General features: G+C 58.2%; 22 protein-coding genes. 15 read left to right on the top strand and 7 right to left on the bottom strand.

What is annotated here, in order from left to right:
- Positions 1-24 precede the first annotated feature (24 nt).
- The gene (gene glpD, locus ACR0DB_RS07460; RefSeq protein ID WP_480549838.1) at positions 25-1599 is read right to left on the bottom strand and encodes a glycerol-3-phosphate dehydrogenase; all 1575 of its coding nucleotides are present in this window, start codon (positions 1597-1599) and stop codon (positions 25-27) included.
- A 198-nt stretch (positions 1600-1797) separates the two neighbouring features.
- Here glpD and ACR0DB_RS07455 point away from each other — a divergent pair, with 198 nt between their 5' ends.
- The 4 genes from ACR0DB_RS07455 (at position 1798) to ACR0DB_RS07440 (ending at position 5746) form a co-directional block, all read left to right on the top strand.
- Positions 1798-2559 carry a DeoR/GlpR family DNA-binding transcription regulator gene (locus ACR0DB_RS07455; protein WP_480549836.1) on the top strand — a complete coding sequence of 254 codons (762 nt, stop codon included), beginning with the start codon at positions 1798-1800 and terminating at the stop codon, positions 2557-2559.
- Between the two features lie 83 nt (positions 2560-2642).
- Positions 2643-3005: a DUF3302 domain-containing protein gene (locus ACR0DB_RS07450; protein ID WP_170784531.1), complete on the top strand. Its 363-nt coding sequence runs from the start codon at positions 2643-2645 to the stop codon at positions 3003-3005.
- Positions 3006-3026: 21 nt separating this feature from the next.
- Entirely contained in the window at positions 3027-4172 is a 1146-nt protein-coding gene (locus ACR0DB_RS07445) for an HlyD family secretion protein (RefSeq protein ID WP_170784529.1), read from the top strand.
- Positions 4173-4183: 11 nt separating this feature from the next.
- Positions 4184-5746: an efflux transporter outer membrane subunit gene (locus ACR0DB_RS07440; protein WP_480549834.1), complete on the top strand. Its 1563-nt coding sequence runs from the start codon at positions 4184-4186 to the stop codon at positions 5744-5746.
- 3 nt (positions 5747-5749) lie between these two features.
- Here the strand turns inward: ACR0DB_RS07440 and mprF are convergent, their stop codons facing one another.
- Positions 5750-8359: a bifunctional lysylphosphatidylglycerol flippase/synthetase MprF gene (gene mprF / locus ACR0DB_RS07435; protein WP_480549832.1), complete on the bottom strand. Its 2610-nt coding sequence runs from the start codon at positions 8357-8359 to the stop codon at positions 5750-5752.
- 102 nt (positions 8360-8461) lie between these two features.
- Positions 8462-8890 (bottom strand): Lrp/AsnC family transcriptional regulator, encoded by a 429-nt coding sequence (locus ACR0DB_RS07430; protein WP_170769501.1) that lies wholly within the window; start codon positions 8888-8890, stop codon positions 8462-8464.
- 86 nt (positions 8891-8976) lie between these two features.
- On the opposite strand from ACR0DB_RS07430, the gene rocF reads away from it, so the two are divergent.
- Complete coding sequence (rocF, locus tag ACR0DB_RS07425; protein ID WP_480549830.1) at positions 8977-9897, top strand: arginase; 921 nt, start codon at positions 8977-8979, stop codon at positions 9895-9897.
- Positions 9897-10940 carry an ornithine cyclodeaminase gene (locus ACR0DB_RS07420; protein ID WP_480549828.1) on the top strand — a complete coding sequence of 348 codons (1044 nt, stop codon included), beginning with the start codon at positions 9897-9899 and terminating at the stop codon, positions 10938-10940. Before rocF ends, ACR0DB_RS07420 begins: the two co-directional genes overlap by 1 nt.
- A 131-nt stretch (positions 10941-11071) precedes the next feature.
- On the opposite strand, the gene ACR0DB_RS07415 is transcribed toward ACR0DB_RS07420, so the two are convergent.
- The 3 genes from ACR0DB_RS07415 to ACR0DB_RS07405 all read right to left on the bottom strand — a co-directional run bounded on the left by ACR0DB_RS07415 (position 11072) and on the right by ACR0DB_RS07405 (position 14185).
- A complete protein-coding gene (locus tag ACR0DB_RS07415) occupies positions 11072-12475 on the bottom strand; it encodes a TRAP transporter large permease (protein ID WP_170784520.1) in 1404 nt (467 codons plus the stop codon).
- Positions 12476-13105, bottom strand: a complete 630-nt coding sequence (locus ACR0DB_RS07410) for a TRAP transporter small permease subunit (protein WP_480549826.1) — start codon at positions 13103-13105, stop codon at positions 12476-12478. It lies immediately after the preceding gene.
- A gap of 63 nt (positions 13106-13168) precedes the next feature.
- Positions 13169-14185, bottom strand: a complete 1017-nt coding sequence (locus ACR0DB_RS07405; RefSeq protein WP_170784515.1) for a C4-dicarboxylate TRAP transporter substrate-binding protein — start codon at positions 14183-14185, stop codon at positions 13169-13171.
- 429 nt (positions 14186-14614) lie between these two features.
- Here ACR0DB_RS07405 and acs point away from each other — a divergent pair, with 429 nt between their 5' ends.
- The 9 genes from acs (at position 14615) to ACR0DB_RS07360 (ending at position 24788) form a co-directional block, all read left to right on the top strand.
- The gene (acs, locus tag ACR0DB_RS07400) at positions 14615-16579 is read left to right on the top strand and encodes an acetate--CoA ligase (RefSeq protein WP_170769495.1); all 1965 of its coding nucleotides are present in this window, start codon (positions 14615-14617) and stop codon (positions 16577-16579) included.
- Positions 16580-16586: 7 nt separating this feature from the next.
- Entirely contained in the window at positions 16587-17270 is a 684-nt protein-coding gene (locus ACR0DB_RS07395) for an adenylate kinase (RefSeq protein WP_480549824.1), read from the top strand.
- 185 nt (positions 17271-17455) lie between these two features.
- Entirely contained in the window at positions 17456-17740 is a 285-nt protein-coding gene (locus ACR0DB_RS07390) for a DUF4212 domain-containing protein (RefSeq protein ID WP_170769493.1), read from the top strand.
- Positions 17741-17755: 15 nt separating this feature from the next.
- Complete coding sequence (locus ACR0DB_RS07385; RefSeq protein WP_170769492.1) at positions 17756-19540, top strand: sodium:solute symporter family protein; 1785 nt, start codon at positions 17756-17758, stop codon at positions 19538-19540.
- 111 nt (positions 19541-19651) lie between these two features.
- A complete protein-coding gene (locus ACR0DB_RS07380) occupies positions 19652-21475 on the top strand; it encodes a DUF294 nucleotidyltransferase-like domain-containing protein (protein ID WP_480549822.1) in 1824 nt (607 codons plus the stop codon).
- 25 nt (positions 21476-21500) lie between these two features.
- Complete coding sequence (locus tag ACR0DB_RS07375) at positions 21501-22019, top strand: hypothetical protein (RefSeq protein WP_170769490.1); 519 nt, start codon at positions 21501-21503, stop codon at positions 22017-22019.
- Between the two features lies 1 nt (position 22020).
- Complete coding sequence (locus tag ACR0DB_RS07370) at positions 22021-23433, top strand: 3'-5' exonuclease (RefSeq protein WP_170784505.1); 1413 nt, start codon at positions 22021-22023, stop codon at positions 23431-23433.
- 89 nt (positions 23434-23522) lie between these two features.
- Positions 23523-24023 carry a flavin reductase family protein gene (locus ACR0DB_RS07365; protein WP_480549820.1) on the top strand — a complete coding sequence of 167 codons (501 nt, stop codon included), beginning with the start codon at positions 23523-23525 and terminating at the stop codon, positions 24021-24023.
- 51 nt (positions 24024-24074) lie between these two features.
- A complete protein-coding gene (locus tag ACR0DB_RS07360; protein ID WP_170769487.1) occupies positions 24075-24788 on the top strand; it encodes a sulfotransferase family 2 domain-containing protein in 714 nt (237 codons plus the stop codon).
- Here ACR0DB_RS07360 and ACR0DB_RS07355 read toward each other — a convergent pair.
- Positions 24777-25256 carry a DUF6505 family protein gene (locus tag ACR0DB_RS07355; RefSeq protein ID WP_170788529.1) on the bottom strand — a complete coding sequence of 160 codons (480 nt, stop codon included), beginning with the start codon at positions 25254-25256 and terminating at the stop codon, positions 24777-24779. The two genes, ACR0DB_RS07360 and ACR0DB_RS07355, sit on opposite strands and share 12 nt — an antisense overlap.
- Between the last annotated feature and the right edge of the window lies 1 nt (position 25257).

Below are 25257 nucleotides of genomic sequence, written 5' to 3'. Positions count from 1 at the left end.
GGCTTTTTTCTGTGTACAGGTCGTTCAAGCCAGTTTTTGATCCATCCACGCCTGAATGCGCGCGATCTGCTCGGGGGTCAGCCTCAGCCCCAGCTTGTTGCGTCGCCAGACAACATCCTCGGCAGTGCGGGCGTATTCGCGGGTCATCAGCCAGACCAACTCGCGCGCGAACAGTGTCGCGCCGAAGTCTTCGCCCAAATCACTGGTCGTTTTCGCATCACCCAATAAGTTGCGTATTTCGGTACCATAGGCGCGCACAAGCCGCTCGGCCCAGCCGTGATCAAGGAACGTAAACTCTTCCTGAATTTGGCCGATCAGTTTTTCCACACCATCCACAGGGAAATCTCCGCCCGGCAAGGCCACACCCGCCGTCCATGGCCCCGGAAGATCAGGGAAGTGTTCCGCCACTTTCTCAAGCGCGCTCTCAGCCAGCCGCCGATAGGTGGTGATCTTGCCGCCAAACACATTTAACACTGGCGCCCCGCCTACGGCGTTTACCTTCAGCGTATAGTCTCGCGTGGCCGCTGTGGCACTGCTGGCCCCATCGTCGTAAAGCGGACGCACCCCCGAATAGGTCCAGACAATCTGATCCCGCGTCACCGGCGATTTGAAATAGCGCGAGGCGAAAGCGCACAGATAATCCTGCTCAGCCTCAGTGCAGACAGGCGGTTCAGACGGGTCAGCATGGTCCTGATCGGTGGTGCCGATCAACGTGAAATCCCGTTCGTAAGGAATGGCAAAGATTATGCGGCCATCCTCACCCTGAAAGAAGTAGCATTTTTCGTGGTCGAACAGCCGGGGCGTTACGATATGGCTACCGCGCACAAGACGAACCCCTTCGCGTGAGTTCATGTGGATTTTAGTCTGGATGATATCGCCGACCCAGGGACCACCCGCATTGATCAGCATCTTTGCCCGCACTGTGCGGGTCTCGTCTGACCGCTTGTCGCTGAGCGTGATCTCCCAGAGATCATCCACGCGTTTTGCCGACAGAACTTCGGTCCGGGTCATGATCTGCGCACCCCGCGCCTCGGCATCTCGCGCGTTCAAGACAACCAACCGCGAATCCTCGATCCAGCAATCGGAATATTCATAAGCCGTCTGGAACCGATCCTGTAACGGAGCGCCCTCTGTTGCTGTGCTTAGGTCCAACGCGCTTGTCCCCGGCAGGATTTTGCGCCCGCCCAGATGGTCATAAAGAAACAGTCCCAGACGGATCAGCCATGCCGGACGGCGCCCCTTCATCCACGGCATCACAGTGCCAAGCAGCCGTGAGGTCGGCGTCTCAGAGTCAAACCGCATGTCTTTGTGATAAGGCAGCACAAACCGCATCGGCCAGCTGATATGCGGCATCGCCCGCAGCAGAGTTTCGCGTTCGATCAGAGCCTCGCGCACCAGTCGAAACTCAAAATACTCCAGATAACGCAGCCCGCCGTGAAACAGCTTTGTCGAGGCTGAGGATGTAGCCGAAGCCAGATCGTTCATTTCGGCCAGCATGACCGACAATCCGCGCCCAGCGGCATCCCGCGCGATACCGCAGCCATTGATCCCTCCACCGATAATGAAAAGGTCGGTCACTTGCTGGTTTTGCTGAGTCATATCTCAAGATGCCCATGACGTGAAAATTCAACGTCATTAACCAGATGCACGCTCGAGTCGTCAATGTTTACTTTCGCTATTGTTCGCTTTATGCATCAGAATGGAACTTTTAGCAAAATGGTCTTGCAGTTTTACCGAAACATCCCGCAAACAGGTTGAAAAGGAATAAAATCGAACATTCCCTTATCGGAGTCTCAAATGTCCCTGTCCTTCCGCCAATCCGACATTCTGGAGATTGCCCGACACGATGGCCGCGTCATGGTCGAAGAACTGGCGCAAAGATTTGATGTCACTGTACAAACCATCCGACGCGACCTTTCTGAACTGGCGGACATGGGAAAGCTGGACCGCGTTCACGGAGGTGCGGTCTTGCGCTCGGGCGTGTCGAATATCGGCTACGAAGACCGCCGGGCGCTCAACGCCGACACCAAGGTTCAGATCGCACAAGCCTGCGCGCAGGGCATACCCGACGGTGCGTCCCTCTTCATGAATATCGGCACTTCGACCGAGGCCGTCGCGCGTCAACTGCTGAACCACAAAGACCTGATGGTGGTGACCAACAACATGAATGTCGCCAATATCCTTGTCGAAAACCCAAACTGCCAGATCGTTGTCGCCGGGGGCGTGCTGCGCCGCTCGGACGGTGGGCTGGTGGGGGATCTGACGATCTCGACGATCGAGCAATTCAAGTTTGACTACGCAGTGATTGGATGCTCGGCCCTGGATGCGGCGGGCGATTTGCTGGATTTCGACTTTCAGGAGGTTAAGGTCAGCCAGACGATCATTGCCCAAGCCCGACACAGCTTGCTGGTCGCCGACCACTCGAAATTCCAAAGAACCGCGCCCGCGCGGATCGCCTCGCTGACCAATGTCGATGTGTTTTACACCGATCAACCTTTGGCAGAAGACCTGGCCAAGAAATGCGCGGAATGGAATACGAAGGTCAAACTGTGCGCCTGACGGGGCGGCAGCCGATAATTTAATTGACGAACCCCGTGCCGACGTCTGAGGATAGGACAACCTTCCAACAAGGAGGCACGAGCATGGGACTGTTGGGCCAACCCCTTGGCTACTACGATTATCTGACTTTTGTCGCGTTGATCCTGCTGCTGGGCGCAGTCATGGCGTTGTTTTTGTTCATCATGGGGCTGCCCGGTCGCATCGCGATCAAGCGCAACCATCCGCATGCCGAGGCCGTCAAGATCATGGGCTGGATGGGCTTTCTGGCCATCGTGCCCTGGGTGCATGCCTTCATCTGGGCCTTCCATGATGGAACCACAGTCGATATCCGCCGGATGCCAGACGACGAACGCGACGCGATCCGCAAAGAGATCAAACGGTTGGGTGGTACCTTGAATGAGGAATACCGCGATCCGCTTGACCCGGATGAGCCGCAGAAAAGCTAAGGCCAAAGGACCCTCCACACGATGTTTGTCGCCCTCGGCATTACGCTTTTTTATCTTATTTTCGTTTGGCTCATTTTCTTCAAACTGCAATGGCTGAAGTTCAACATTGCGTGGGGGATCGTGTCCTTCTGGGTCGGCGCGCATCTGCTGTTGATCTTTCTGGTCGCCCTGCGCTTCTTCCAGCCGTTTTCCATCGACAGCCATGTGGTGCGTTCGACCATCCAGATTGTACCGCGTCTGACCGGCCCCACCCTGCTGACCGAAGTTCTGGTCGAGCCGAACACGCAAGTGAAAAAGGGTGACCCCCTTTATCGTTTTGATGACACTGTCTTTTCGCTTGAGGTGGATGAAGCCAAGGCCCAGCTTGTGGCCGCGCAGCAGAATGCGAAAATCCTTGAACAGGATGTCATCGCGGCAGGCGAAGCGGTCGAGCGCGCCAATGCACAGCTTGCATACGCTTTGACCCAGCAGACGCGGTATCAGAACCTCGTTCCCGCAGGCGGGGCGCGCCAGGATGAGCTGGATCGCTGGAACGAACAAGTCACCGAGGATGAGGCCAAGATCAAAGAGGCACAAGCCAATCTGGAAAAGGCCGAATTGGCACAGGCATCGCAGATCGACGGGGTGAATACAGGTATCCTTCAGGCGCAGGCACAGTTGGACAAGGCGCAGTATTATCTGGACAACACCACGATCTACGCGCCCGAAGATGGCATGATCGTTTCACAGCAGGCCCGACCCGGGCTTGTCGTCGGTGACCTGCGTCTGGGGGCAATTGCCAGCTTTGTCACCACCGACAACCCTTATATTCTGGCGACTTACCGCCAGCAGAACTTAAAATTCGTCGAGCCGGGGCAAGAGGTTGAGGTCGCGTTGGACCTTTATCCCGGGGAAATCCTCACCGGCAAGGTCGAAGCGATCTGGTGGGCCACCCGTCAGGGGCAATACCTGCCCTCGGGCCGCCTACCCGGCTTTGAGCTGCCTAAACTGCCGGGCCGCATTGCGGTGCAAATCTCAGTCGATATTCCGGATGGTCACACCTTCCCCGCAGGCGGTCACGCGGCGGTCGCAATCTATACCGGTCAGGGCAAAAGCTTTGAATTTCTGCGGCGCATCAACATTCGCCTCTACTCATTTGCGAACTTCATCCGCCCGCTGGATATCTGAGGACATAGCGCATGAAACGAACCCGCCTGACCCGCCAACTGATGGGCACCGTTCTATGTGCCGCCCTGTTGGCCGGATGCGCACCGGTAGGGCCGGATTTCGTGCGCCCGAACTCACCGGTCGTGAAGGAATGGATCGAGGTCAACAGCCCCAGTGCAGGACCCAGCGGTTTGACCTCGCGCAGCGCGCCCGTGGTCAAATGGTGGGAGACATTCAATGACCCCACCCTCAACAGGCTGATTAACGAAGCCTATGCCCAGAACCTCGACCTGCAGATTGCCGGGGCTCGCGTATTACAAGCCCGTGCGCAGTTGGGCATCGCGTTTGGCGAGTTGTACCCGCAATCACAAGCCATCGGCGCCTCGATCGAGCGGCGGCAAGTCAGTGAGAACCTGGGCCCAATCGCAGATATCCGCGAGATCATCCCGTTGGACACCGAATTTTCGACATCGCAAGCCGGGTTTGACGCGCAGTGGGAACTGGATGTCTGGGGCCAGCAACGACGCGGCGTGCAGGCGGCGCGGTCCAATCTGGCGTTGCAGGTGGCCAATTACGACGACGCGCTGGTGACGCTGACGGGCGATGTTGCCGCGCTCTATGTCAATATCCGCGCCTTGCAGGAATCGCTGGCGGTTGCGCGGGGAAACATCCGGCTGCAACAGGAATCGGCGGACCTGACTCAGTTGCGGTTCAACAATGGCGTCACGACCGAACTGGATGTGCAGGAATCCACCGCCCTTCTGAACAACACTAAAGCACTGGTGCCCGCGCTGGAAAGCGACTTGCAACAGACCAAGAATGCGCTGGCGGTTCTGCTGGGCACGACACCTTCGCGCATGACCAGCTTGTTGGGCAATTCCGGGCGTATCCCCTCTGCCCGGTCGAACGTCGCCGTAGGTGTTCCGGCCGAACTGCTGCGCCGCCGTCCCGACGTGCGCGCAGCGGAACTGGCCGCTGCCACGCAATCTGCGCAGGTGGGGATCGCCATGGCAGATCTGTATCCGCAGTTCATCCTGTCGGGTTCGATCGGCGTGCAGGCGTCCGGTGGGCGCGACCTGTTCACCTCGGCCAGCTCCACGGGTCTGGCCAATGCGGGCGTGGTGTGGAACGTGCTGAACTACGGCCGGATCAAGAACAATGTCCGCGCGCAGGACGCCGCCTATCAAGCGTTGATCGCGAATTATCAGAACACCGTCCTGACCGCCTATTCCGAGGTTGAAAGCGCCATGGTCGCCTATACCCAATCGCGCAAACAGGTGGGGTTCTATGAAAACAGCGTCGCAGCCTCGCGCCGCGCGGCAGAGATTGCGGTGGATCAATACCGGGACGGGATCGCGGATTATGCCCGCATCCTGAACACGCAGACCGCGCTGCTGAATTCCCAGGCAAACCTGATCGAAGCGCGTCAGCAGGTGTCCAGCAATCTGGTGGCGGTCTATAAAGGGCTGGGTGGCGGCTGGCAGATTCGGCAAAATCAGGAATTTCTACCCGAAACCGTTCTGGCCGAGATGGCCTATCGCACCGATTGGGGTGACTTGCTGCGGGAGACACCGCAACAAGCCAGCCTGAATTAGCGCCTATTTGGTGAGGCCCCGCAACCCGCCCGAGATCAGGATATTCACCTCGTATAAAATACGCGGTGCAGCCAGACCACCAGGGCTGGCCAGATAGTTCGGGCTCCATTCCGGGTCAAACTTCTGTTTGAAACTGCGCAGGCCTTCGAAGTTATAGAACTGCTCGCCATGCTCATAAACGAACCCTCCGATCCGGTTCCAGATCGAGGCCAGTTGCCGGTTCTCGATCCCCGAAAATGGCGCTGCACCCAGTGAGAACCACTGGAAGCCCTGCTCAGAGCCCCATGACATCATCTCGGCAAACAGCGCGTCCATGACAAAGCTGGGGCTATCGGGTTCATAGCGCATCAGGTCCAGCGATAGCTCGGATTTTTGACCGCCCTGGAACAGGTTGGCAAAGGCCACGATCCGCCCCCCTTCCTTGTCGCGCAGCACCGCGTGGTCGAAATAGGACAGGTAGGCATCGTCAAACCCACCGAGGGCAAAACCCTTTTCCTCGCCCGCTTTCTGCGCCAGCCAGTCGTCTGAAACCTGACGCAGTTCTGGCAGGTATGGGGCCAAGTCCTCTTTCGGGATGATCTCGAACACATAGCCTTCGCGCTCAGCCCGGTTCTTGGCCTGCCGGAACCGCTTGCGCGACTTGCCGTCCAGCGAGAAGTCTTTCAGCGGCACCCGCGCGACCTCGCCTATTTTCAGGATCGACAGGCCGAGGTCCAGAAAGGTCGGCAGGTATTTGGTCGAGACACTGTAGAATGCGCACAGCTTGCCTTCGCGATCCGCCATCTCGCGCAATTGCCAGATCAGTTGCTGCCCGGCTTTTTCATCGCCTACAGGCTCTCCCTTGGTGATCAGCGCGTTGCCGGTATCGGCATAGGCCAGAAAGGCACTGTCGTCGGGGGCGATTAGGAACTGCTTGTCCCCGGTCAGGGAAATCTGGGATTCGGTATCCTCGCTCTCCATCACCAACCGTTCGACCACAGGGGGGATATCGGTTCGTTCCGGCACAGGAATTTCACGCCCGAACAAAGACGTCACAGCCACCACCCCAAGGATCACTGCCACCACAAGGCTGGAGCGTAGGAACCGCGAGGCGTCACCGTTCCACGCAAACTCCCACCATAGGGCGTTTTGGTATTCCACATGAGAATAAGCGAACAGGCCGATCCAGAAGATTACGGCCAGCAGGGCAAAAACGCTGATCAGCCATGGGATGTTCAGGCGAAAGATCGACGCGCCGCTAACCCGATAAAACGCGTCCTTGAACGTGGCCAGCAACGCGATGGCCGCGACCATACCAATCGCCTCATGCGTGTCCAGCCCCTTGGTCAGCGAGGCAACAAACCCCGCCACCATCAACAGCATGGCCACGATCCAAGCGCGGTAGAGCTTGCGAAACAGCCCGCGCGATACCAACAGCAACAGAACTCCGATAGCGCTGCCCGCCAGATGCGAAGCCTCGACAAAGGACAAGGGCAGCACATCCCGCAGAACGCCCAGTTTCTGACTGCTTGCAGGCAGCGCACCGGACAGCAGCAATATCGCTCCGGCCACGGCGGCCACGCCTGCGGCAACCATAGGCACGATGGGGCGCATCAGGCGGTACACCCATGTGGCCGCACCCGTGATGTGACGTCGATGACTGATCCCCGAGACCACAGCGATCGAGACAGCGGCGATGGCAAAAGGCAAGAACGTATAGACCAAACGATAAAGCAACAATGCCGCAATCACGTCCGAGCGCCCTGAGGCGCCCAAACCAGCGATCAGCGTCGCCTCAAAGGCGCCAATACCCCCCGGCGCATGGCTCAGTATTCCAACCGCAATCGCGCCGATATAGATCGCAAAGAAGAACGGGAAACCAACGCCCAGATCATCCGGCATCAGAACGTAGAGAGTCATCGACGCCCCGAACAGATCGCAGATGGCCGCTACGGTCAGAAGCCCGGCCAACCGACCTCCGGGCAGGTTGAAGCCCAGCCCTCCATAAGCCAGCCTGCGCCCACCTTTGGCCAGCCAAAAGAGCAGAACAGCCAGTGCGATCAGAAGCGTCACGCCGATCACGGTCTCTAGCGTTGGGCTGATCGGCAGGATTTTCGAAATCCCGTCCGGGTGCATGGTCAGCAGTGCGCCCAGCAGCAGCACCATGCCCGACCAGAACGCAATCCACGACGTCGCAATGACACCCGCAACCCGGCTGAGGTCCAGCCCCAGCGATGCATAGATGCGATACCGGATCGCCGTCCCGGTAATGTATGAAAAACCAAGACAATTCGAGACGGCATAGCCGCAGGCCCCTGCCATGCCCGCAACAGGCAACGGCACCTCACCATCCGCCACGCTTTGCACCGCCAGAACATCATACATCGACAACGCGAGAAAGCTGAACGCCGTCCAACACAGAGCGAAGAACATCAGCTTCCACGATGTGTTCGCCACATCGGTCTGAACATCCCCCCATTTCACGTGGGCAGATAGTTCATGCAGAACAACCAGTGCGATCAACGTCACCAGAATCGGAACCGCGATCCGTACCAGCGGCTTTTCCAGAAAGCCGGTAATCTTCTCGGCCCAGCGTACAGCCCAGAGCTCTTGCTCAGTGTCCTGCGTGGTCATTCCATCCCTCTGCTCAAAGGCGTGACAATCGTCATTGGCGCGCAACAGCCGCGCAGGGGGACCTTCGCATAGTTTCGCAAAAGCGCAAAGCGTCAGAAGGGGTTACACCCGGCCTTTCCGCGTGGACAGCAACAGATTGGTCTCGGACCGGGTGATCCCCTCCATCCGGCGGATCTGGAACAGGATTGCGTCCAACTCGGCCAACGTGTCGGTTCCGATCTCGGCAATCAGATCCCAGCTTCCATTGGTCGAATGCACCGCGCGCACCTGTGGCATGGCGGCAATTCGCGACATGGTGCGTTCGGTTCCGCGCCCTTCGATTTCCAGCATCATTAACCCGCGCACCGGACTTTGCGCCACGTCACGCCGGGTGAGAACAGTAAACCCTACGATCTCGCCCGATTGCTTGAGGCGCTGCAACCGGCTGCGCACCGTTGTGCGGGTCACGCCCAACGTCTCGGCCAGTTCAGACAGAGAGGCACGCGCATCACGGTGCAAAGCGCTCAGCAGGCGATTGTCCAGATCGTCCATTAGTTATTCCCATTTCGGATGACTAGCTTTCATTTTGAACAATTTGATGGCTTTTCGCAAGTCAAAGAGAATGGCTAGATTGAAACATGACCACACAAAACATCATACTCGTCGGCGCCCCCATGGATGCCGGTAAACGCCGCCAGGGCTGCCGGATGGGCCCGGACGCCTATCGAGTCGCTGGGCTGGAGACAGCCCTGACAGACCTCGGCCACTCGGTTCTCGATGCCGGAGATGTCCGACCCGACCAAACCGATCTGGCGGAACACGCGCACCTTTTCGCTTTGCCGGAATGCGTCGGCTGGACCAAAGCACTGCAGCACGCCGCGCTTGAAACAGCACCCAAAGGCGTGCCGATCTTCATGGGCGGCGATCACGCGCTGTCGATGGGCACCGTTTCGGGCATGGCCCAGCACGCTCAACAGTTGAACCGTCCCCTGTTTGTGTTGTGGCTGGACGCGCACAGCGATTTCCATACCCCCGACAGCACCGATAGCGGCAATCTGCACGGTACCCCGGTCGCTTATTTCACCGGCCAGTCGGGTTTCGACGCCTTTCCTAAGATCACAGCACCCGTGCCGACCGATCGCGTTGGCATGATCGGCCTGCGATCCGTAGACCCGGCCGAGCGCGCGCGCCTGGAACAGGACCGTGCTATGCTGGCCGATATGCGCAGCATCGACGAACACGGGATCAAGGCCCCGCTAATGGCCTTTCTGGATCGAGTCCGCGCCGCAAATGGCCTGCTTCATGTGTCGCTCGACGTTGATTTCCTCGACCCCTCCATCGCCCCGGCGGTCGGCACTACCGTTCCCGGCGGCGCGACCGAGCGCGAGGCGCATCTGGTGATGGAATTGCTACACGAAAGCGGGCTGGTCTGCTCGCTCGATCTGGTCGAGCTCAACCCGTTTCTGGATGAGCGCGGCCGTACTGCAAAACTGATGGTCGATTTGGCTGCGTCGCTGATGGGGCGGCGCATCTTCGACCGCCCGACCCGGAGTTTCTGATGCCCCAACCCTCAGACAAAGCCCTCGTGCCCTTTGTGTCAGTCGACAATATGATGCGCCTTGTGCACCATATCGGCCTTGAGCGCATGATCACCCAGATCGCCGCCCGCATCGAAGCAGATTTCAAGCGGTGGAAAAGTTTCGATAAAACGCCCCGTATTCCCGCTCATTCCCCCCATGGCGTGATCGAGCTGATGCCGACGTCTGATGGCGAGGCCTATGGGTTCAAATACGTGAACGGACACCCCAAGAACACATCCGAAGGGCTTCAGACGGTCACCGCCTTCGGCCTGCTTGCGGATGTCTATACCGGCTATCCCACCCTGCTGACCGAGATGACCTTGCTGACCGCCCTGCGTACCGCTGCCACATCTGCCCTGGTCGGCAGTTACCTTGCACCAAAGGGCGCCACGACCATGGCGATGATCGGCAATGGTGCACAATCCGAGTTTCAGTGCCTGGCATTCAAGGCTATGTGTGGGATTACCTCGGTACGTCTTTACGACACCGACCCTGCTGCAACCGAAAAATGCGCGACGAACTTGAAAAACTCTGGCCTGACGGTTGTACTATGCAAAACGCCCGAAGACGCCATCGAAGGTGCTCAGATCATCACCACATGTACGGCCGACAAGAAATACGCGACAATCCTGACCGACAACATGGTCGGCCCTGGCGTGCATATCAACGCCATCGGCGGCGATTGCCCTGGTAAAACCGAACTGCATCGAGACATCCTGCTGCGCTCGGACATTTTTGTCGAGTACCCCGAACAAACGCGCATCGAAGGTGAAATTCAGGCGCTGAACCCCGATCATCCCGTTACTGAACTTTGGCAGGTCATGACCGGTCAAGCTGCGGGTCGCAAGGACAACCAGCAAATCACACTGTTTGACAGTGTGGGCTTCGCAATCGAGGACTTCTCGGCCCTTTGCTATATCAAATCAGTAATCGAAGGCACCGACTATTTCGAAGCACTGGATATGCTCGCTGACCCGGACGATCCCCGAGATCTCTATGGTATGCTCATGCGGGCAAGCTAAACAGGGGGCTCTGCCCCCACCGCCCTGCGGGCGACTCCCCCGGGATATTTGGGGCCAGATGAAGTACGGATCCGCTTTTCATCTGGCTAAAAATATCCCGGAGCGCGAGGCAGAGCCTCGCAAATTACCTTCTACCCAGCCAAGGACGGCAGATAGAGCACGATACCAGGGAACGCCACCAACAACGCGATGGTGACGGCGTCTGCGATGAAAAACGGTGTCACGCCTTTGAAAACATCCTGAACGCTCAGGTCCGGGCGGACCCCTGCAACCACAAAGCAGTTGAGCCCAATGGGTGGGGTTATCAGGCAGAACTCGGCCATTTTCACCACAAGTATACCGAACCAGATGGCGCACATCGGGCCAGACATCCCAAAGGCGCTTTCAGCCGCGCTGACGGTTTCACCGCCATTCAAGGCCATTACTGCGGGGTAGACCACCGGTAACGTCAGCAGCAGCATCCCGATGGCGTCCATAAACATGCCCAGAACCGCATAAGCCAGCAGGATGCAGATCAGGATCAGCATTGGCGACATCTCAAGCGATGTGATCCAGTCCGAGAATGCACCGGGCAGATCCGCGAACCCGAGGAATCGAACATAGATCAGAACCCCCCAGATGATAGAGAAGATCATGGCCGTCAGCTTTGCGGTTTCCAGCAGGGCCGATTTCAGCTCGGTCCAGCGCATTCCGTGAAACAGCGCAAAACAAAAGACGATAAAGGCTCCGATCGCGCCGCCTTCGGTGGGGGTGCCCCAAGCCTTGTCGCCAAACGGGTTGTAGACGAAGCAGATGATGATGAGGATTACGGCGACGATTGGGAACGCGCCGGGTAAGGCGGCGAAGCGTTGTTTCCATGTAAATCCGGTTACTGGCGGCCCCACGGATTTGAAGATCACCGCGATGCCAACAATGAGTAGACCGTAAATAACGGCAGAGAATGCTCCCGGGATGAAACCCGCCAAAAGCAGCTTGCCGACATCCTGTTCAACGATGATCGCATAGATCACCAGAATCGCAGAGGGCGGGATCAGCGAGGCCAGCGTTCCGCCAGCGGCAACGACGCCGGCCGCGAATTGTTTATTGTAGCCGACCTTCAGCATTTCGGGGATGGCGATGCGCGCAAACACGGCAGACGTGGCGACCGAAGCGCCCGACACTGCCGCAAAGCCAGCCGTGGCGAAGACGGTGGACACCGCCAACCCACCGGGCACCCAGGCGACCCAGCGTTTGGCGGCCTCGAACAGCGCGCGGGTCAAGCCTGCGTAATAGGCCAGATAACCGATCAGAATGAAGGTCGGAATCAGGCTGAGCGTATGAGCCGCAACCTTGGAATGGGGCACCTGCCCTGCCGTTTTGACAGCCACGGTCAGTGCTTTGCCAAAGCGGTCGGGGTCATAGCCGAATTTGGCCCAGAAAATCCAGACCAGCCCAACCAAACCTGCCAAACCTGCCGCAAAGGCCACGCGCATCCCAGTGACGACCAGAACCAGAAGGCCGCCTGTGACCCACAGGCCGATATCAATCGTGTCCATTTAGTCCTGCCCTTCGAATTGCTCGGCCTCGGCAGCCGCCTGGGCGGCGACATCCTGTATCAGCGGCACGGCCACCGGGTTCTCCAGCCCTAAGACAAAGGCGCGGCCATAGCCCCAGATTTGCAGGATCAGCCGCAGGCACAGCACCGAGAAGGCAACCGGGGCCAAGAGTTTGGCAGGCCAGAGCGGAATACCGATGTCGATTGAGCTGTCACGGCTCCACAACGGTGCGCCGAAATCGAACGAGCGGTCGAAATGGGACCAGCTGCCCCAGACAAGGGCTAGCATCAGAACAAGGATCAATACGACCGAGATCAGTTCGAACAGCCACAGCGCCCGCCCGTGCAGGCGCGAGATGACGATATCCATTCGGATGTGCCCGCCATCCCGCTGGACAAAGGAAATGCCAAGGAACGCGATCAGTGGCATGGCCTGTTCGATCCAGTCCACATAGCCAGGCAAAGGTGCGTTGAACGCGTTACGCCCGCTAACCGATACTACGGCCAAAACCATCAGCCCAAATACAGCTATCCCGCTGATCAGGGCAAGGAACCGTTCCAATCGCAATAATTGATGATCCAGACGGCTGAGACGACTGCCGTCCTCAAGCACCGTGGCCTGTCCTGCCATGCCGGTGATCCCCTGTTGTCTTTATGGGTGTCCGGGCGCCGATGAGGCACCCGGACGATACGATCAGTTGCCGCCGCGCTGTTGTTTCAGCGTGGCCTGAACGAGATCATAGAGGTCCTGCGCAGGCAGACCTTGGGCCGACATGTCCGCTATCCACTGCTCGCGGATCGGATCTGCCGCCTTGGTGCGGAACTCTTCGATCACCGCATCGTCGATTTCGACCTTTGCGACGCCCTTCTCGGATAGGACGCTGTCCCACTGTTCCAGCAGGCCACCATAGTTGGCGAGGTAATGATCAATCGCCTCATCAATCGAACTGTCCAGTGCCTCTCGATGTTCGGCCGGTAGGGCTTCATAGGCGTCGATATTCACTACCACCGGGCAGTTGACCGTGCCGGGGTTGAGGTTTGCGGTCCACCAATCAGCCTCGTTTATGGTGCCGAAAGACAGGTGAGCATGTTGGGCAAAGGCCACCGTGTCGACAACGCCCGATTCCATCGCATTGAACGCCTCGGTCGCGGGAACCGAGGTCGGGACACCTCCGACCGCTTCGAATGCCTGACCCAGACCACCGGTCGCACGCACACGCATGCCGTCGAAATCAGCCAGCTTGTCACGCGGATCGCCGGTGCCGACCAGATTATACTGCGGCATGGGCGAGGTCATGATGATACGCGCGTTCCACTGAGCCATCTCATCTTTCACCGCCGGGTGATCGTAAACAGCGTGGCTGACGGCCACCTCTTCTTCTAGGTTGTTCACCCCGAGGAACGGTAGCTCCAGCACCGTGATGGCCCGGTTCTTGTCGCGATGATAGCCCGCGCAAAATTGCGCCATCTCGAACGCGCCGATCTCAATCCCATCGAGATTCTCGCGCGGTTTGGACAGGCCGCCATAGCTGACATTGATGGTGAACTCGCCATTAGTCTTTTCACTGACCAACTCGGCCAGTTTTTCAACGTGCTCAGTAAAGGCGCGGCGTTTACCCCAGACCGAAGCGCTCCATTCGGTTGCTGCGGCCTCAGAAACGAAGGCGACGGTCAAAGCGGCAACAGCCGCACCGCTCAGCATCTTTTTCATTGTGATCTCTCCCTTTTTTGCGCCCCTTCCCCAGGGCGCTTGCAAGCAAAGCTAGCGCCAACATCTTAAAGTGCCAACCCCCAGAGCGGGACGCGTGCCCGTGTTCCTCGGTTCCGTTTGGCGCTAACAACTAAAAGATGAGTTTCAAATACCTATTGCCTATGGATCAGAAGCCAGCTGTCACGCTTTTCACTTGTTACAATCAACTATATGTTTCTATTTTATTTTTCATCCATTTTACAAATTTGTTTTCTAATTTGACAGGAATCAAGAAATTTATTTACAAACTAACCCTTAGTTTTCTGTAATTTATTCCCTTGTTTTCAGTTCTCCGTATTATTCGGTACGGGGAGGATGCGGGTCGACATTGCCAAATCAGCAGGCAAAATCGAGCCCGTCAATTTCAGTCCTAGAGGGAGGAGCCTCAGAATGACAACCGCTGCCCAGGCAGATGCCAAAGCTTATCCGCCAACTGCAGAAACCGTTGCGCGTGCACATGTCGATGCTGACAAATATTCCGAGATGTACGCAGCCTCCGTCAACGACCCTGTCGCCTTTTGGGGCGAGCAGGGAAAGCGTGTCGACTGGATCAAACCGTTCACGCAGGTCAAGGATGTCAGCTATGATTTCGGTTCGGTTGGCATCAACTGGTATGCCGATGGTACGCTGAACGTTTCGGCCAACTGCCTGGATCGCCATCTTGAAACACGCGGCGATCAGACCGCCATCATCTGGGAACCGGATGATCCAAACGACGCGGCTCAGCACATCACCTATGCCGAGTTGCACCGCCGCACCTGCCGGATGGCCAACATTCTGGAATCCTTGGGCGTGCGCAAAGGCGACCGCGTTGTCATCTACCTGCCGATGATCCCCGAAGCAGCCTATGCCATGTTGGCCTGCGCCCGTATTGGCGCCATCCACTCCATTGTTTTTGCGGGATTTTCTCCGGACGCATTGGCCGCGCGGATCAATGGGTGCGACGCCAAGGTTGTCATCACCGCGGATGAAGCCCCGCGCGGTGGCCGCAAAACCCCTCTGAAATCCAATGCGGATGCGGCATTGCTGCATTGCAAGGACACCGTCAAATGTCTGGTCGTCAAGCGCACCAATGGTCAAACCACTTGGATTGCCGATCGCGACTATGACTACAACGAAATGGCGCTTGAGGCGGACGATTATTGCGCTCCGGCTGAGATGAATGCCGAGGATCCTCTGTTCATCCTCTACACCTCCGGGTCGACCGGTCAGCCCAAGGGCGTCGTGCATACAACCGGCGGCTATCTTGTCTATGCCGCGCTGACTCATGAGGTCACGTTCGACTACCACGAGGGCGACATCTATTGGTGTACGGCGGATGTGGGCTGGGTCACGGGCCACAGCTATATCGTATATGGCCCGCTGGCCAACGGTGCGACGACGCTGATGTTCGAAGGCGTGCCCACCTATCCCGACGCCGGTCGTTTCTGGGAGGTGTGCGCCAAGCACAAGGTCAATCAGTTCTACACCGCCCCTACCGCGATCCGTGCCCTGATGGGTCAGGGCAATGAGTTCGTTGAAAAGCACGACCTCAGCGATTTGTGTCTGCTGGGCACTGTGGGTGAGCCGATCAACCCAGAGGCGTGGAACTGGTACAATGATGTTGTCGGCAAGGGCAGATGCCCCATCGTTGACACCTGGTGGCAGACCGAAACCGGCGGCCACATGATGACCCCCCTGCCCGGCGCACATGCGACCAAGCCCGGCTCTGCGATGAAACCCTTCTTTGGCGTGCAGCCCGTGGTGCTGGATCCGCAATCCGGTGTCGAAATCAACGGCAACGGCGTTGAGGGTGTTTTGTGCATCAAGGACAGCTGGCCCGGTCAGATGCGCACCGTCTGGGGCGACCATGAACGGTTCGAGAAGACCTATTTCTCGGACTACAAAGGCTACTACTTCACCGGCGACGGTTGCCGTCGGGACGAAGATGGCGATTACTGGATCACAGGCCGCGTCGATGACGTTATCAACGTCTCGGGCCACCGTATGGGCACGGCCGAGGTCGAAAGTGCGCTGGTGGCACATGCGGCCGTGGCCGAGGCCGCCGTGGTGGGCTACCCACATGAAATCAAAGGGCAAGGCATCTATTGCTACGTCACCTTGATGAATGATCGTGAACCTTCAGATGAGCTGCTGAAAGAGCTGCGCACCTGGGTACGGACCGAGATCGGGCCGATTGCCTCGCCGGACGTAATTCAATGGGCGCCGGGCCTTCCGAAGACGCGCTCGGGCAAGATCATGCGACGCATCCTGCGCAAGATCGCCGAGAATGACTTTGGCTCTCTGGGCGACACCTCGACACTCGCCGATCCGTCGGTCGTCGAAGACCTGATCGAAAACCGGGCGAATAAGTGAGGGAATGATGGACGCTGCCGTTACCACCTCCCCCGCTGTTCTGATCCTTCTCGGCCCTCCGGGCGCCGGGAAGGGCACGCAGGCTCGGATGCTGGAAGATAAATTCGGTCTGGTTCAGCTCAGCACCGGCGACTTGCTGCGTGAGGCCGTTGCCGCAGGCACCGACGCAGGTAAAGCCGCCAAAGCCGTGATGGAAGCGGGCGATCTGGTCAGCGACGAGATCGTCATCGCCATCCTGCGCGACCGAATGGCCAAGCCGGATTGCCAGAAAGGGGTAATCCTTGATGGTTTCCCCCGCACCACCGTTCAGGCCAAGGCGCTGGACGGGCTGCTGGCCACATCGGATCAAAAGATCAGCGCCGCGATTAGTCTTGAGGTTCAGGACGCCGAAATGGTCGCGCGCATTTCGGGCCGTTACACCTGCGCCATGTGTGGTGAAGGCTTTCACGACACGTTCAAAGTGCCTGCTGTTGAAGGCAAATGCGACAATTGCGGCGGCACCGAGTTCAAGCGTCGCGCGGATGACAACGCCGAAACCGTTGCGTCGCGCCTGACTGCGTATCACGCGCAGACAGCACCGCTGATTGACTACTACCAAGCCCAAGGCGTGCTGCAAGGCATTGATGCCATGGGCCAAATCGACGCCATCGCCAACGACCTGCAAGGGCTTGTGCGCGGGGTCATGAGTTAAGGGGAGGAGATAAGCCTAAACCGGGCTTTGATCCTTAAAACAGAATACTTCAATGGACCCGCCTTGGCGGACCAGGGAAGTTTTGCCGGACGTCACGGGGCGTTTGGCACATTCGAGAAGCGGTCCAACGCACTGGAGGAGTTGGGCAACGGGCCGCCAACGAGGTAGCGAAGGAGGAACCCGCAATGGCGGATAACACCACAAACTCCGCGCAGACTGCCGAGGCCGATAAGGGCTATTGGCAGGCCAACCTGCGTCTCATCTACATCAGCCTCGCGATCTGGGCGCTGGTGTCTTTTGGATTCGGCATTCTGCTGCGTCCGCTGCTGTCCGGCATCTCGGTTGGCGGCACCGATCTGGGCTTTTGGTTTGCCCAGCAGGGATCGATCCTGGTCTTTTTGGTGCTGATCTTCAACTACGCCTGGCGCATGAACAAGCTGGACGCCGAACACGGCGTGGAAGAAGACTAAGGGAGAGCGGGGATTATGGATCAGTTTACCATCAACCTGCTGTTTGTTGGCGCGTCCTTTGCGCTATACATCGGCATCGCGATCTGGGCCCGAGCGGGGTCCACATCTGAATTCTACGCCGCTAATCGCGGCGTTCACCCGGTCACCAACGGTATGGCGACTGCGGCGGACTGGATGTCCGCAGCCTCGTTCATCTCGATGGCAGGCCTGATTGCCTTCACCGGCTATGACAACTCGACCTTCCTGATGGGTTGGACCGGTGGCTACGTGCTGCTGGCTCTGCTGCTTGCCCCTTACCTGCGTAAGTTCGGCAAGTTCACCGTTTCGGAATTCATCGGCGACCGCTTCTACAGCCAGACGGCCCGTATCGTTGCGGTGATCTGTCTGATCGTTGCGTCCGTGACCTACGTGATTGGTCAGATGACCGGCGTTGGCGTGGCCTTTGGCCGCTTCCTTGAGGTGTCCAACACCTCGGGTCTGCTGATCGGTGCAGCTGTCGTGTTCGCATATGCGGTGTTTGGTGGGATGAAAGGCGTGACCTACACTCAGGTCGCTCAGTACTGCGTGCTGATCACTGCCTATACCATCCCGGCAATCTTCATCTCGCTGCAACTGACCGGCACGCCTGTTCCGGCGCTGGGTCTGTTTGGTGACACTGCAAGTGGTGAACCCCTGCTGACCAAGCTGGATGCCATCGTGACCGAGCTGGGTTTCAATGAATACACCACCCACCACTCGAACACGCTGAACATGGTGCTGTTCACCCTGTCGCTGATGATCGGTACTGCGGGTCTGCCCCACGTCATCATGCGCTTCTTCACCGTACCGAAAGTGTCTGACGCACGTTGGTCCGCTGGCTGGGCGTTGGTCTTCATCGCGCTGCTGTACCTGACCGCTCCTGCTGTTGGTGCCATGGCCCGTTTGAACATCAGTGAAATGATGTGGCCGAATGGTGGCATCGAAGGTGGCGCTGTTTCGGTTGAACAGATCGACAATGACGCGCGCTATGACTGGATGGCCACGTGGCAGAAAACCGGTCTGCTGGACTGGGAAGACAAGAACGGCGACGGCAAAATCCAGTACTACAATGACAAGTCGGACGCTCTGAACGCGATTGCAGAAGAAAAAGGCTGGGCGGGCAACGAACTGACCAAGTTCAACCGTGACATCCTGGTTCTGGCCAACCCCGAGATCGCCAACCTGCCAGGTTGGGTGATCGGTCTGGTCGCTGCCGGCGGTCTTGCCGCTGCTCTGTCGACCGCTGCGGGCCTGCTGCTCGCAATCTCGTCGGCTGTGTCTCACGACCTGATCAAGGGCGCGATCAACCCGCAGATCTCGGAAAAAGGCGAGCTTCTGTCGGCGCGGATCGCAATGGCAGTCGCCATCGCCGTGGCAACCTGGCTGGGTCTTAACCCTCCGGGCTTCGCGGCGCAGACGGTGGCCTTGGCCTTCGGTCTTGCAGCGGCCTCGATCTTCCCGGCGCTGATGATGGGGATCTTCTCGACCCGCATCAACAACACCGGCGCGGTCGCGGGTATGCTGGCTGGTCTGGTCGTCACCTTGGTCTACATCTTCCTGCACAAGGGCTGGCTGTTCATTCCGGGCACCAACTCATTCACCGATGCTGACCCGCTGCTGGGTCCGATCAAGTCGACCTCGTTCGGCGCGATCGGTGCCATGGTCAACTTTGCCGTCGCCTACTTTGTAGCCGGCGCGACCAAGGAGACCCCGCAGGAGATCAAAGATATGGTCGAAAGCATCCGCATTCCCCGTGGCGCGGGTGCAGCTCAGGATCACTGAGCCCTGATGCGGCCCATTGGCCCATTGCCAAAGGCCGCGTCTTTCGACTGACTACTCCCGCCCGGCACACCACCGGGCGGGATTTTTCAACCCGAAACCGAGGAGTAGCCCATGCCCCTGTCCCATGACGAGATCACCCGGTTTCTGAAATCCGTCCATCCCTATGACGCCCTGCCCCACGACCTGCTGGATTCTGTCGCGCAACAGATCGAGGTCTGGGAGGTCGAAGAGGATTCTCCGATCTATGAGCTGGGCCATACCCTGCCCGGCGTCTTTGTGATTTACGAAGGACAGGTTGAGATCAAGGATGAGAACGACGCCGTGGTCTCTCATCTGGGTTTGCGCAATTCCTTTGGCGAACGGGGCCTGTTGAAGGACGGCAAGGCGCTCACCAAGGCCAAATCGCACGCGCCTTCAGTGCTGTTGGTTCTGCCGTCCGATCTGGTGCGCGAATTGATTGACGGGCATACAGTTGTCGCAAAGTTCTTTAACCGTACCCGTGATGCGCGCCAGGGCCCGCAAAGTCTGGCGACAAGCGCCATCGACGTGCTGATGGCACACAACCCTGCCACCTGCCCGCCGGACACTCTGGTCCGTGAAGCTGCGCAGGTGATGCGGGACAAACATATCTCATCACTTTGTGTAACCGAGGGGGACGCGCTGCGCGGGATCGCCACGTTGCGCGATATCTCGGGCAAGTTCGTGGCCGATGGGATGCCCGGCGACACCCCCATTTCAGCCATCATGACCGCCGATCCCATCACCCTGTCCCCATCCGATATCGGGTCAGACGTTCTGCACATCATGATGGAGCGCGGCATTGGCCATATCCCGATTTCCGAAGGCGGTCGTCTGGTCGGTATAGTGACGCAGACCGACTTGACCCATTATCAGGCCGTCAACTCTGCCGAACTGGTCCGGCGGATCGCGTCGGCGCAGACGGCCCAGCAGATGGCTGACGTGACCGATGAAATCCCGCAGCTTCTGGTACAGCTCGTCGCCGCCGGAAACCGACATGAGATCGTCACGCGCCTGATCACCGATATCGCGGATACGGCCACAAGGCGGTTGCTGGCGCTGGCTGAGGCCAAGCTTGGCCCCCCGCCAGTGCCCTATCTTTGGCTGGCTTGCGGATCGCAAGGTCGGCAAGAGCAGACTGGCGTGTCGGATCAGGACAATTGCCTGATGCTGGATGACAGTGTCTCCGAAGGGGACATGTCCTATTTCCACGCGCTGGCCAAATTCGTCTCAGATGGGCTGGACACTTGCGGATATTTCTATTGCCCCGGCGACATGATGGCGACGAACCCGCGCTGGTGCAAGCCGGTGCGCGTCTGGCGCGACTATTTCAAGGGCTGGATCGCCAAACCTGACCCTGAGGCGCAGATGCTGGCCTCGGTCATGTTCGACCTGCGCCCTATCGGCGGCGCTTTCCACCTGTTCGACGACCTGCAAGCCGACACGCTGGCTGCCGCGCGTTCGAATTCGATCTTCGTGGCGCATATGATCTCGAACTCACTGAAACACACACCGCCCCTTGGTCTGCTACGCGGCTTTGCCACCATCCGGTCGGGTGAGCACCGCAACACGCTGGATTTGAAACACAACGGCGTTGTTCCAGTGGTTGATCTGGCGCGGATTTACAGCCTGCAAGGCAAACTGCCCGAGGCCAACACCCGCGCGCGGCTGAAAGCGGCCGGATCGGCGGGCATCCTCAGTGCGTCCGGCGCGCGGGATCTGCTGGACGCCTATGATCTGATCGCTGAAACACGGCTGGAACATCAGGTGCGTCTTGTGAAAGGCGACAAGAAACCCGATAACTTCCTGCCGCCATCGGACCTGTCTGACTTTGAGCGAAGTCATCTACGCGACGCGTTTGTCGTGATAAAGACGATGCAATCAGCGGTTGGCCACGGAAAAGGAATGCTGGGGTAAACCGGCTGGAAATGGGAGAGACAGAATGTTCCTCGAACTGATCGCCACCATCTTTGCAGGCATTGCATTCGCCGGCGTGGTGATGGTGATAAACAAATTTACCGGCGGTCGTCTGCCCAAATGGGTCGCGCCGGTCGCTGCAGGGCTTGGGATGATCGGAATGACGATCTCGAGCGAGTATTCGTGGTACGACCGCACCAAAGACACACTGCCCGACGGGATGACCGTGGTGCAAGAGGTCGAAAGCCGCGCGCTATACCGTCCCTGGACCTATGCGGTACCCTTCGTGAACCGGTTTGCGGCGATTGACACCGTCTCGGTCCGCACAAACGAACAAGTGCCGGAACAGCGGCTGGTTGACCTCTATTTCTTTGGCCGCTGGGCACCTATTTCTGTAGTGCCCGTGGCGGTCGATTGCGCGCAAAACCTGCGCGCCAATCTGGCCGACGGGGCCGAGTTCGGGGCCGATGGGCAGCTTGTGAATGCCGATTGGATCTCTGGCACAACCGACGACCCCATCATCGAGGCCACCTGCGGAGTGTAACATGCTGACCCGGCTAAGCCTGCGCCTGCGTATCTTCCTGTTCTTCTGCCTGCTGGCCGTTGGCGGAGTAGTCGTTAGCGCACTGGCACTGTGGATCAGTTACCGCCGCGTGGCCGACCCGGACCTGATCAACGCGTTCATTTTTGCTGAAATCATCATGGGTTTCGGCTTCGTTGCACTGATCGTTGCCGTCTGGCTTTTGTTCGATGACAACGTCGCCAAACCGATCGAGCGTCTGTCAGCGGAACTGCGGGCGCGTGCTCATGCGGGTGTCAGCTCGGACATGGACATGCAGGCCGCGCGCTATCTGGGCGATCTGGCCCCTGCGGCTGCAGGTCTAGCTGATCAGCTTTCAGAAAAAACCCTGAGTGTGGCCGAAGCCGTCGCCGCCGAAACCGCACATTTGGCCGCTGAAAAGCAACGATTGACCGCTTTGCTGACTGATATCCCGGTGGCCATGCTGCTGGCCAGTCCGACCCATAAGATCGTTCTTTATGATGGACAGGCGGCCGAGGTTCTGGCTCAGATTTCACATCCCCGCCTGAACGCGGCACTGTCGGAATATTTTCAACCTGAACCGCTGGAACATGCCTATGCCAAACTGGTCAAAACCGGGCTCGAGGTCAGCTGCACGCTGACAAGCACCGACGGCACCCAGTCATTTGCGACCCGCATGAAGCCCTTGGGCGATGCGCCCGGATACATGCTGATATTCGATGACAGCGTCGCCAATATCGCGCCCGAAGCCTCACGCCCGCTGGTGTATGATTTCGCACTGATGAACTCGGAAGCCAACCGCGCGCTTGAGACGCTGGAACTGCGAGACCTGTGTTTTGTCGTCTTCGACACCGAGACCACAGGTCTATTGCCGCACAAGGATGAGATCGTGCAAATCGGCGCTGTTCGGGTGGTGAATGGTCGGATCATCGAAGGCGAACAGTTGGATATGCTGGTTGATCCGGAGATGCCAATCCCGCCGGCCTCGACCAAGGTGCATAAAGTGACGAATGCCATGGTCCAGGATGCGCCCAAGATTGCCGAGGCAGGCCGCGTGTTCCATCAATTCGCGCGGGACGCCGTGATCGTGGCCCACAATGCGCCCTTCGACATGGCCTTTTTGCGCCGCCATGCCAACCAGATGAGCGTCGCATGGGATCACCCCATTCTGGACACGGTCTTGCTGTCCGCCGTGCTGTTCGGGGCCAGCGACAAACACACACTGGACGCGCTGTGTGAGAGGCTGGATATCACCATTCCGGACGCTTTGCGTCACACCGCCTTGGGCGACGCCGTCGCCACGGCTGAGGCTCTGGTTCGTATGCTGCCCATGTTACAAGCGCGCGGCATGAACACGTTCGGTGCGGTTATCGAGGCGACGCGTCAGCATGGGCGCTTGCTGGAAGACCTGAACTAAGCTGGAAAATATATCGGTTAAACACAGCTTTTCGTGGACAATCCCACCGGGTCGTGGCACCTGAGGCCCGGCCACTGAACGAGCGCGCAATGACGGAAACGACCTTTACCCCTACCCCGCATCAAAGCACCGCCTTCCGCGAGGCGTTGGGCTGTTTCGGAACTGGTGTCACAGTCGTTACTACCCACACCGAATTGGGTCCACGTGCGATCACGGTGAACTCGTTCTCCTCGGTCTCGCTGGACCCGCCTTTGGTGTTATGGTGTCTGGCAAAGGATTCCAACCGGTTCGGTGCGTTTCATGACTGCCAGCACTATTCAATCCACGTTATGGCGCAAGATCAGCAGGATCAGGCGCTGAAATTCGCCCGTGACGGCGCGGATTTTTCCCACGCGGATTGGGCGCCGGACCACGCCAACCGCCCGCAACTGTCGAATTGCCTTGCCCGCTTTGACTGCCAACTTCACGCCCGGTACGAGGCCGGAGACCACCTGATCCTGATCGGAGAGGTCGAAAAAGTCATGTATCGCACCGGAAAAGGATTGATTTTCAAACGCGGTCAATTTGGCGGTTTTGCTGACCTGATTTAGTTTATTTTATGTATTCACTTATTGCGATCTAATATCGTACAACCCCGTACAATGATTGGAAGCAAGAAGAAAATCGTCTTTGTCCACATCCCCAAAACCGGCGGAAGTTCGGTTGCATGGGCGTTGCGAAAAGAATTTGACCGACCAAATCCCCTTCAGCGGTCGCTCAAAAGCCTCGACAAGAGGACTTTAAATACTGGGCTTTACCCAAAGTCGAAATTCCAACCTCTTCCAGTCCATGCGAAGGCGACAGACTACGTCCAGCATTTGGGTGACAGATATTGGGCAATGCATTCGCTCGCCTTTGTTCGGAACCCGTTCGACCTCCAGATTTCGTTGTTCAGCTATATACAGCAGACCGATATTCACCCCTTGCATAACGCGATTAAGGACATCAGTTTTCGAGAGTTTATTATTGAGTATTGTGGGACCGAATGTTCGCCAAACTGTCAATCGTCGTATGTGTTGGACCCGCAGGACCGCTGCATCGTCGGTACTGTTGGGCGTTTGGAAAACCTAAACGCTGATTTCCGGTCTTTTTGCTCCGAGATCGGCGTAAACGCGACATTGGACCATGAAAACAAGTCCAAGCGATCACGTAGAATCGCCGAGTACTACGACCCGGAACTAACAGAAATGGTCATCAATGCGTTTCGCCCGGATTTCGATTTGTTAGGTTACAGCACCGATCCGCATGACTTGTCCTATGCGCAGATGAAACTGGCCCAGCACCCTAGACTGCAACCGCATTTGTCAGTCGTCTAGCGAGCCATGCACGGCCAACGCCTCAAGCTGGGTTTCCTGCGGGGTGATGATGCGGAAAGCCTCATGCACACCGGTCTCGGATAGTTCACGGGCAACGGTCAGCAGGGTGTTGGGCGCATGTTCTTCGCACAGCTCGGACATATGGGTGATCTCTGATTGCGCCACGCCCAAGGCGGCTTCGACCGAAGGTGCGCCATAGAACTGCACGAAATGCTCGGCCAGGTTCTGCGCAATCTGGTCGATCTCGGAGGGTTCCACCTGCGTCACGGCCACGAATGTCACCCGGCCAAAGGTCTCAACGCCCAACCAACCGTTCGAGAACGCCTGCCGGGCCTTGCCCTCAAGATCGCCCTCGCCCCAGTTCGAAAACTCGAACCCGCCCGAGATACACCACTCGCCCGTGCGGGCCGGGGAATGAAATACGTTCATGTCGCTTTCGTCGAAATGGATCGCGCGGGCCAGTTTCATC

This window comes from Ruegeria sp. AB6 (assembly GCF_056542685.1).
Note: the sequence above shows the minus strand (reverse complement) of the source record. Positions and strands in the feature narration are given on the sequence as shown.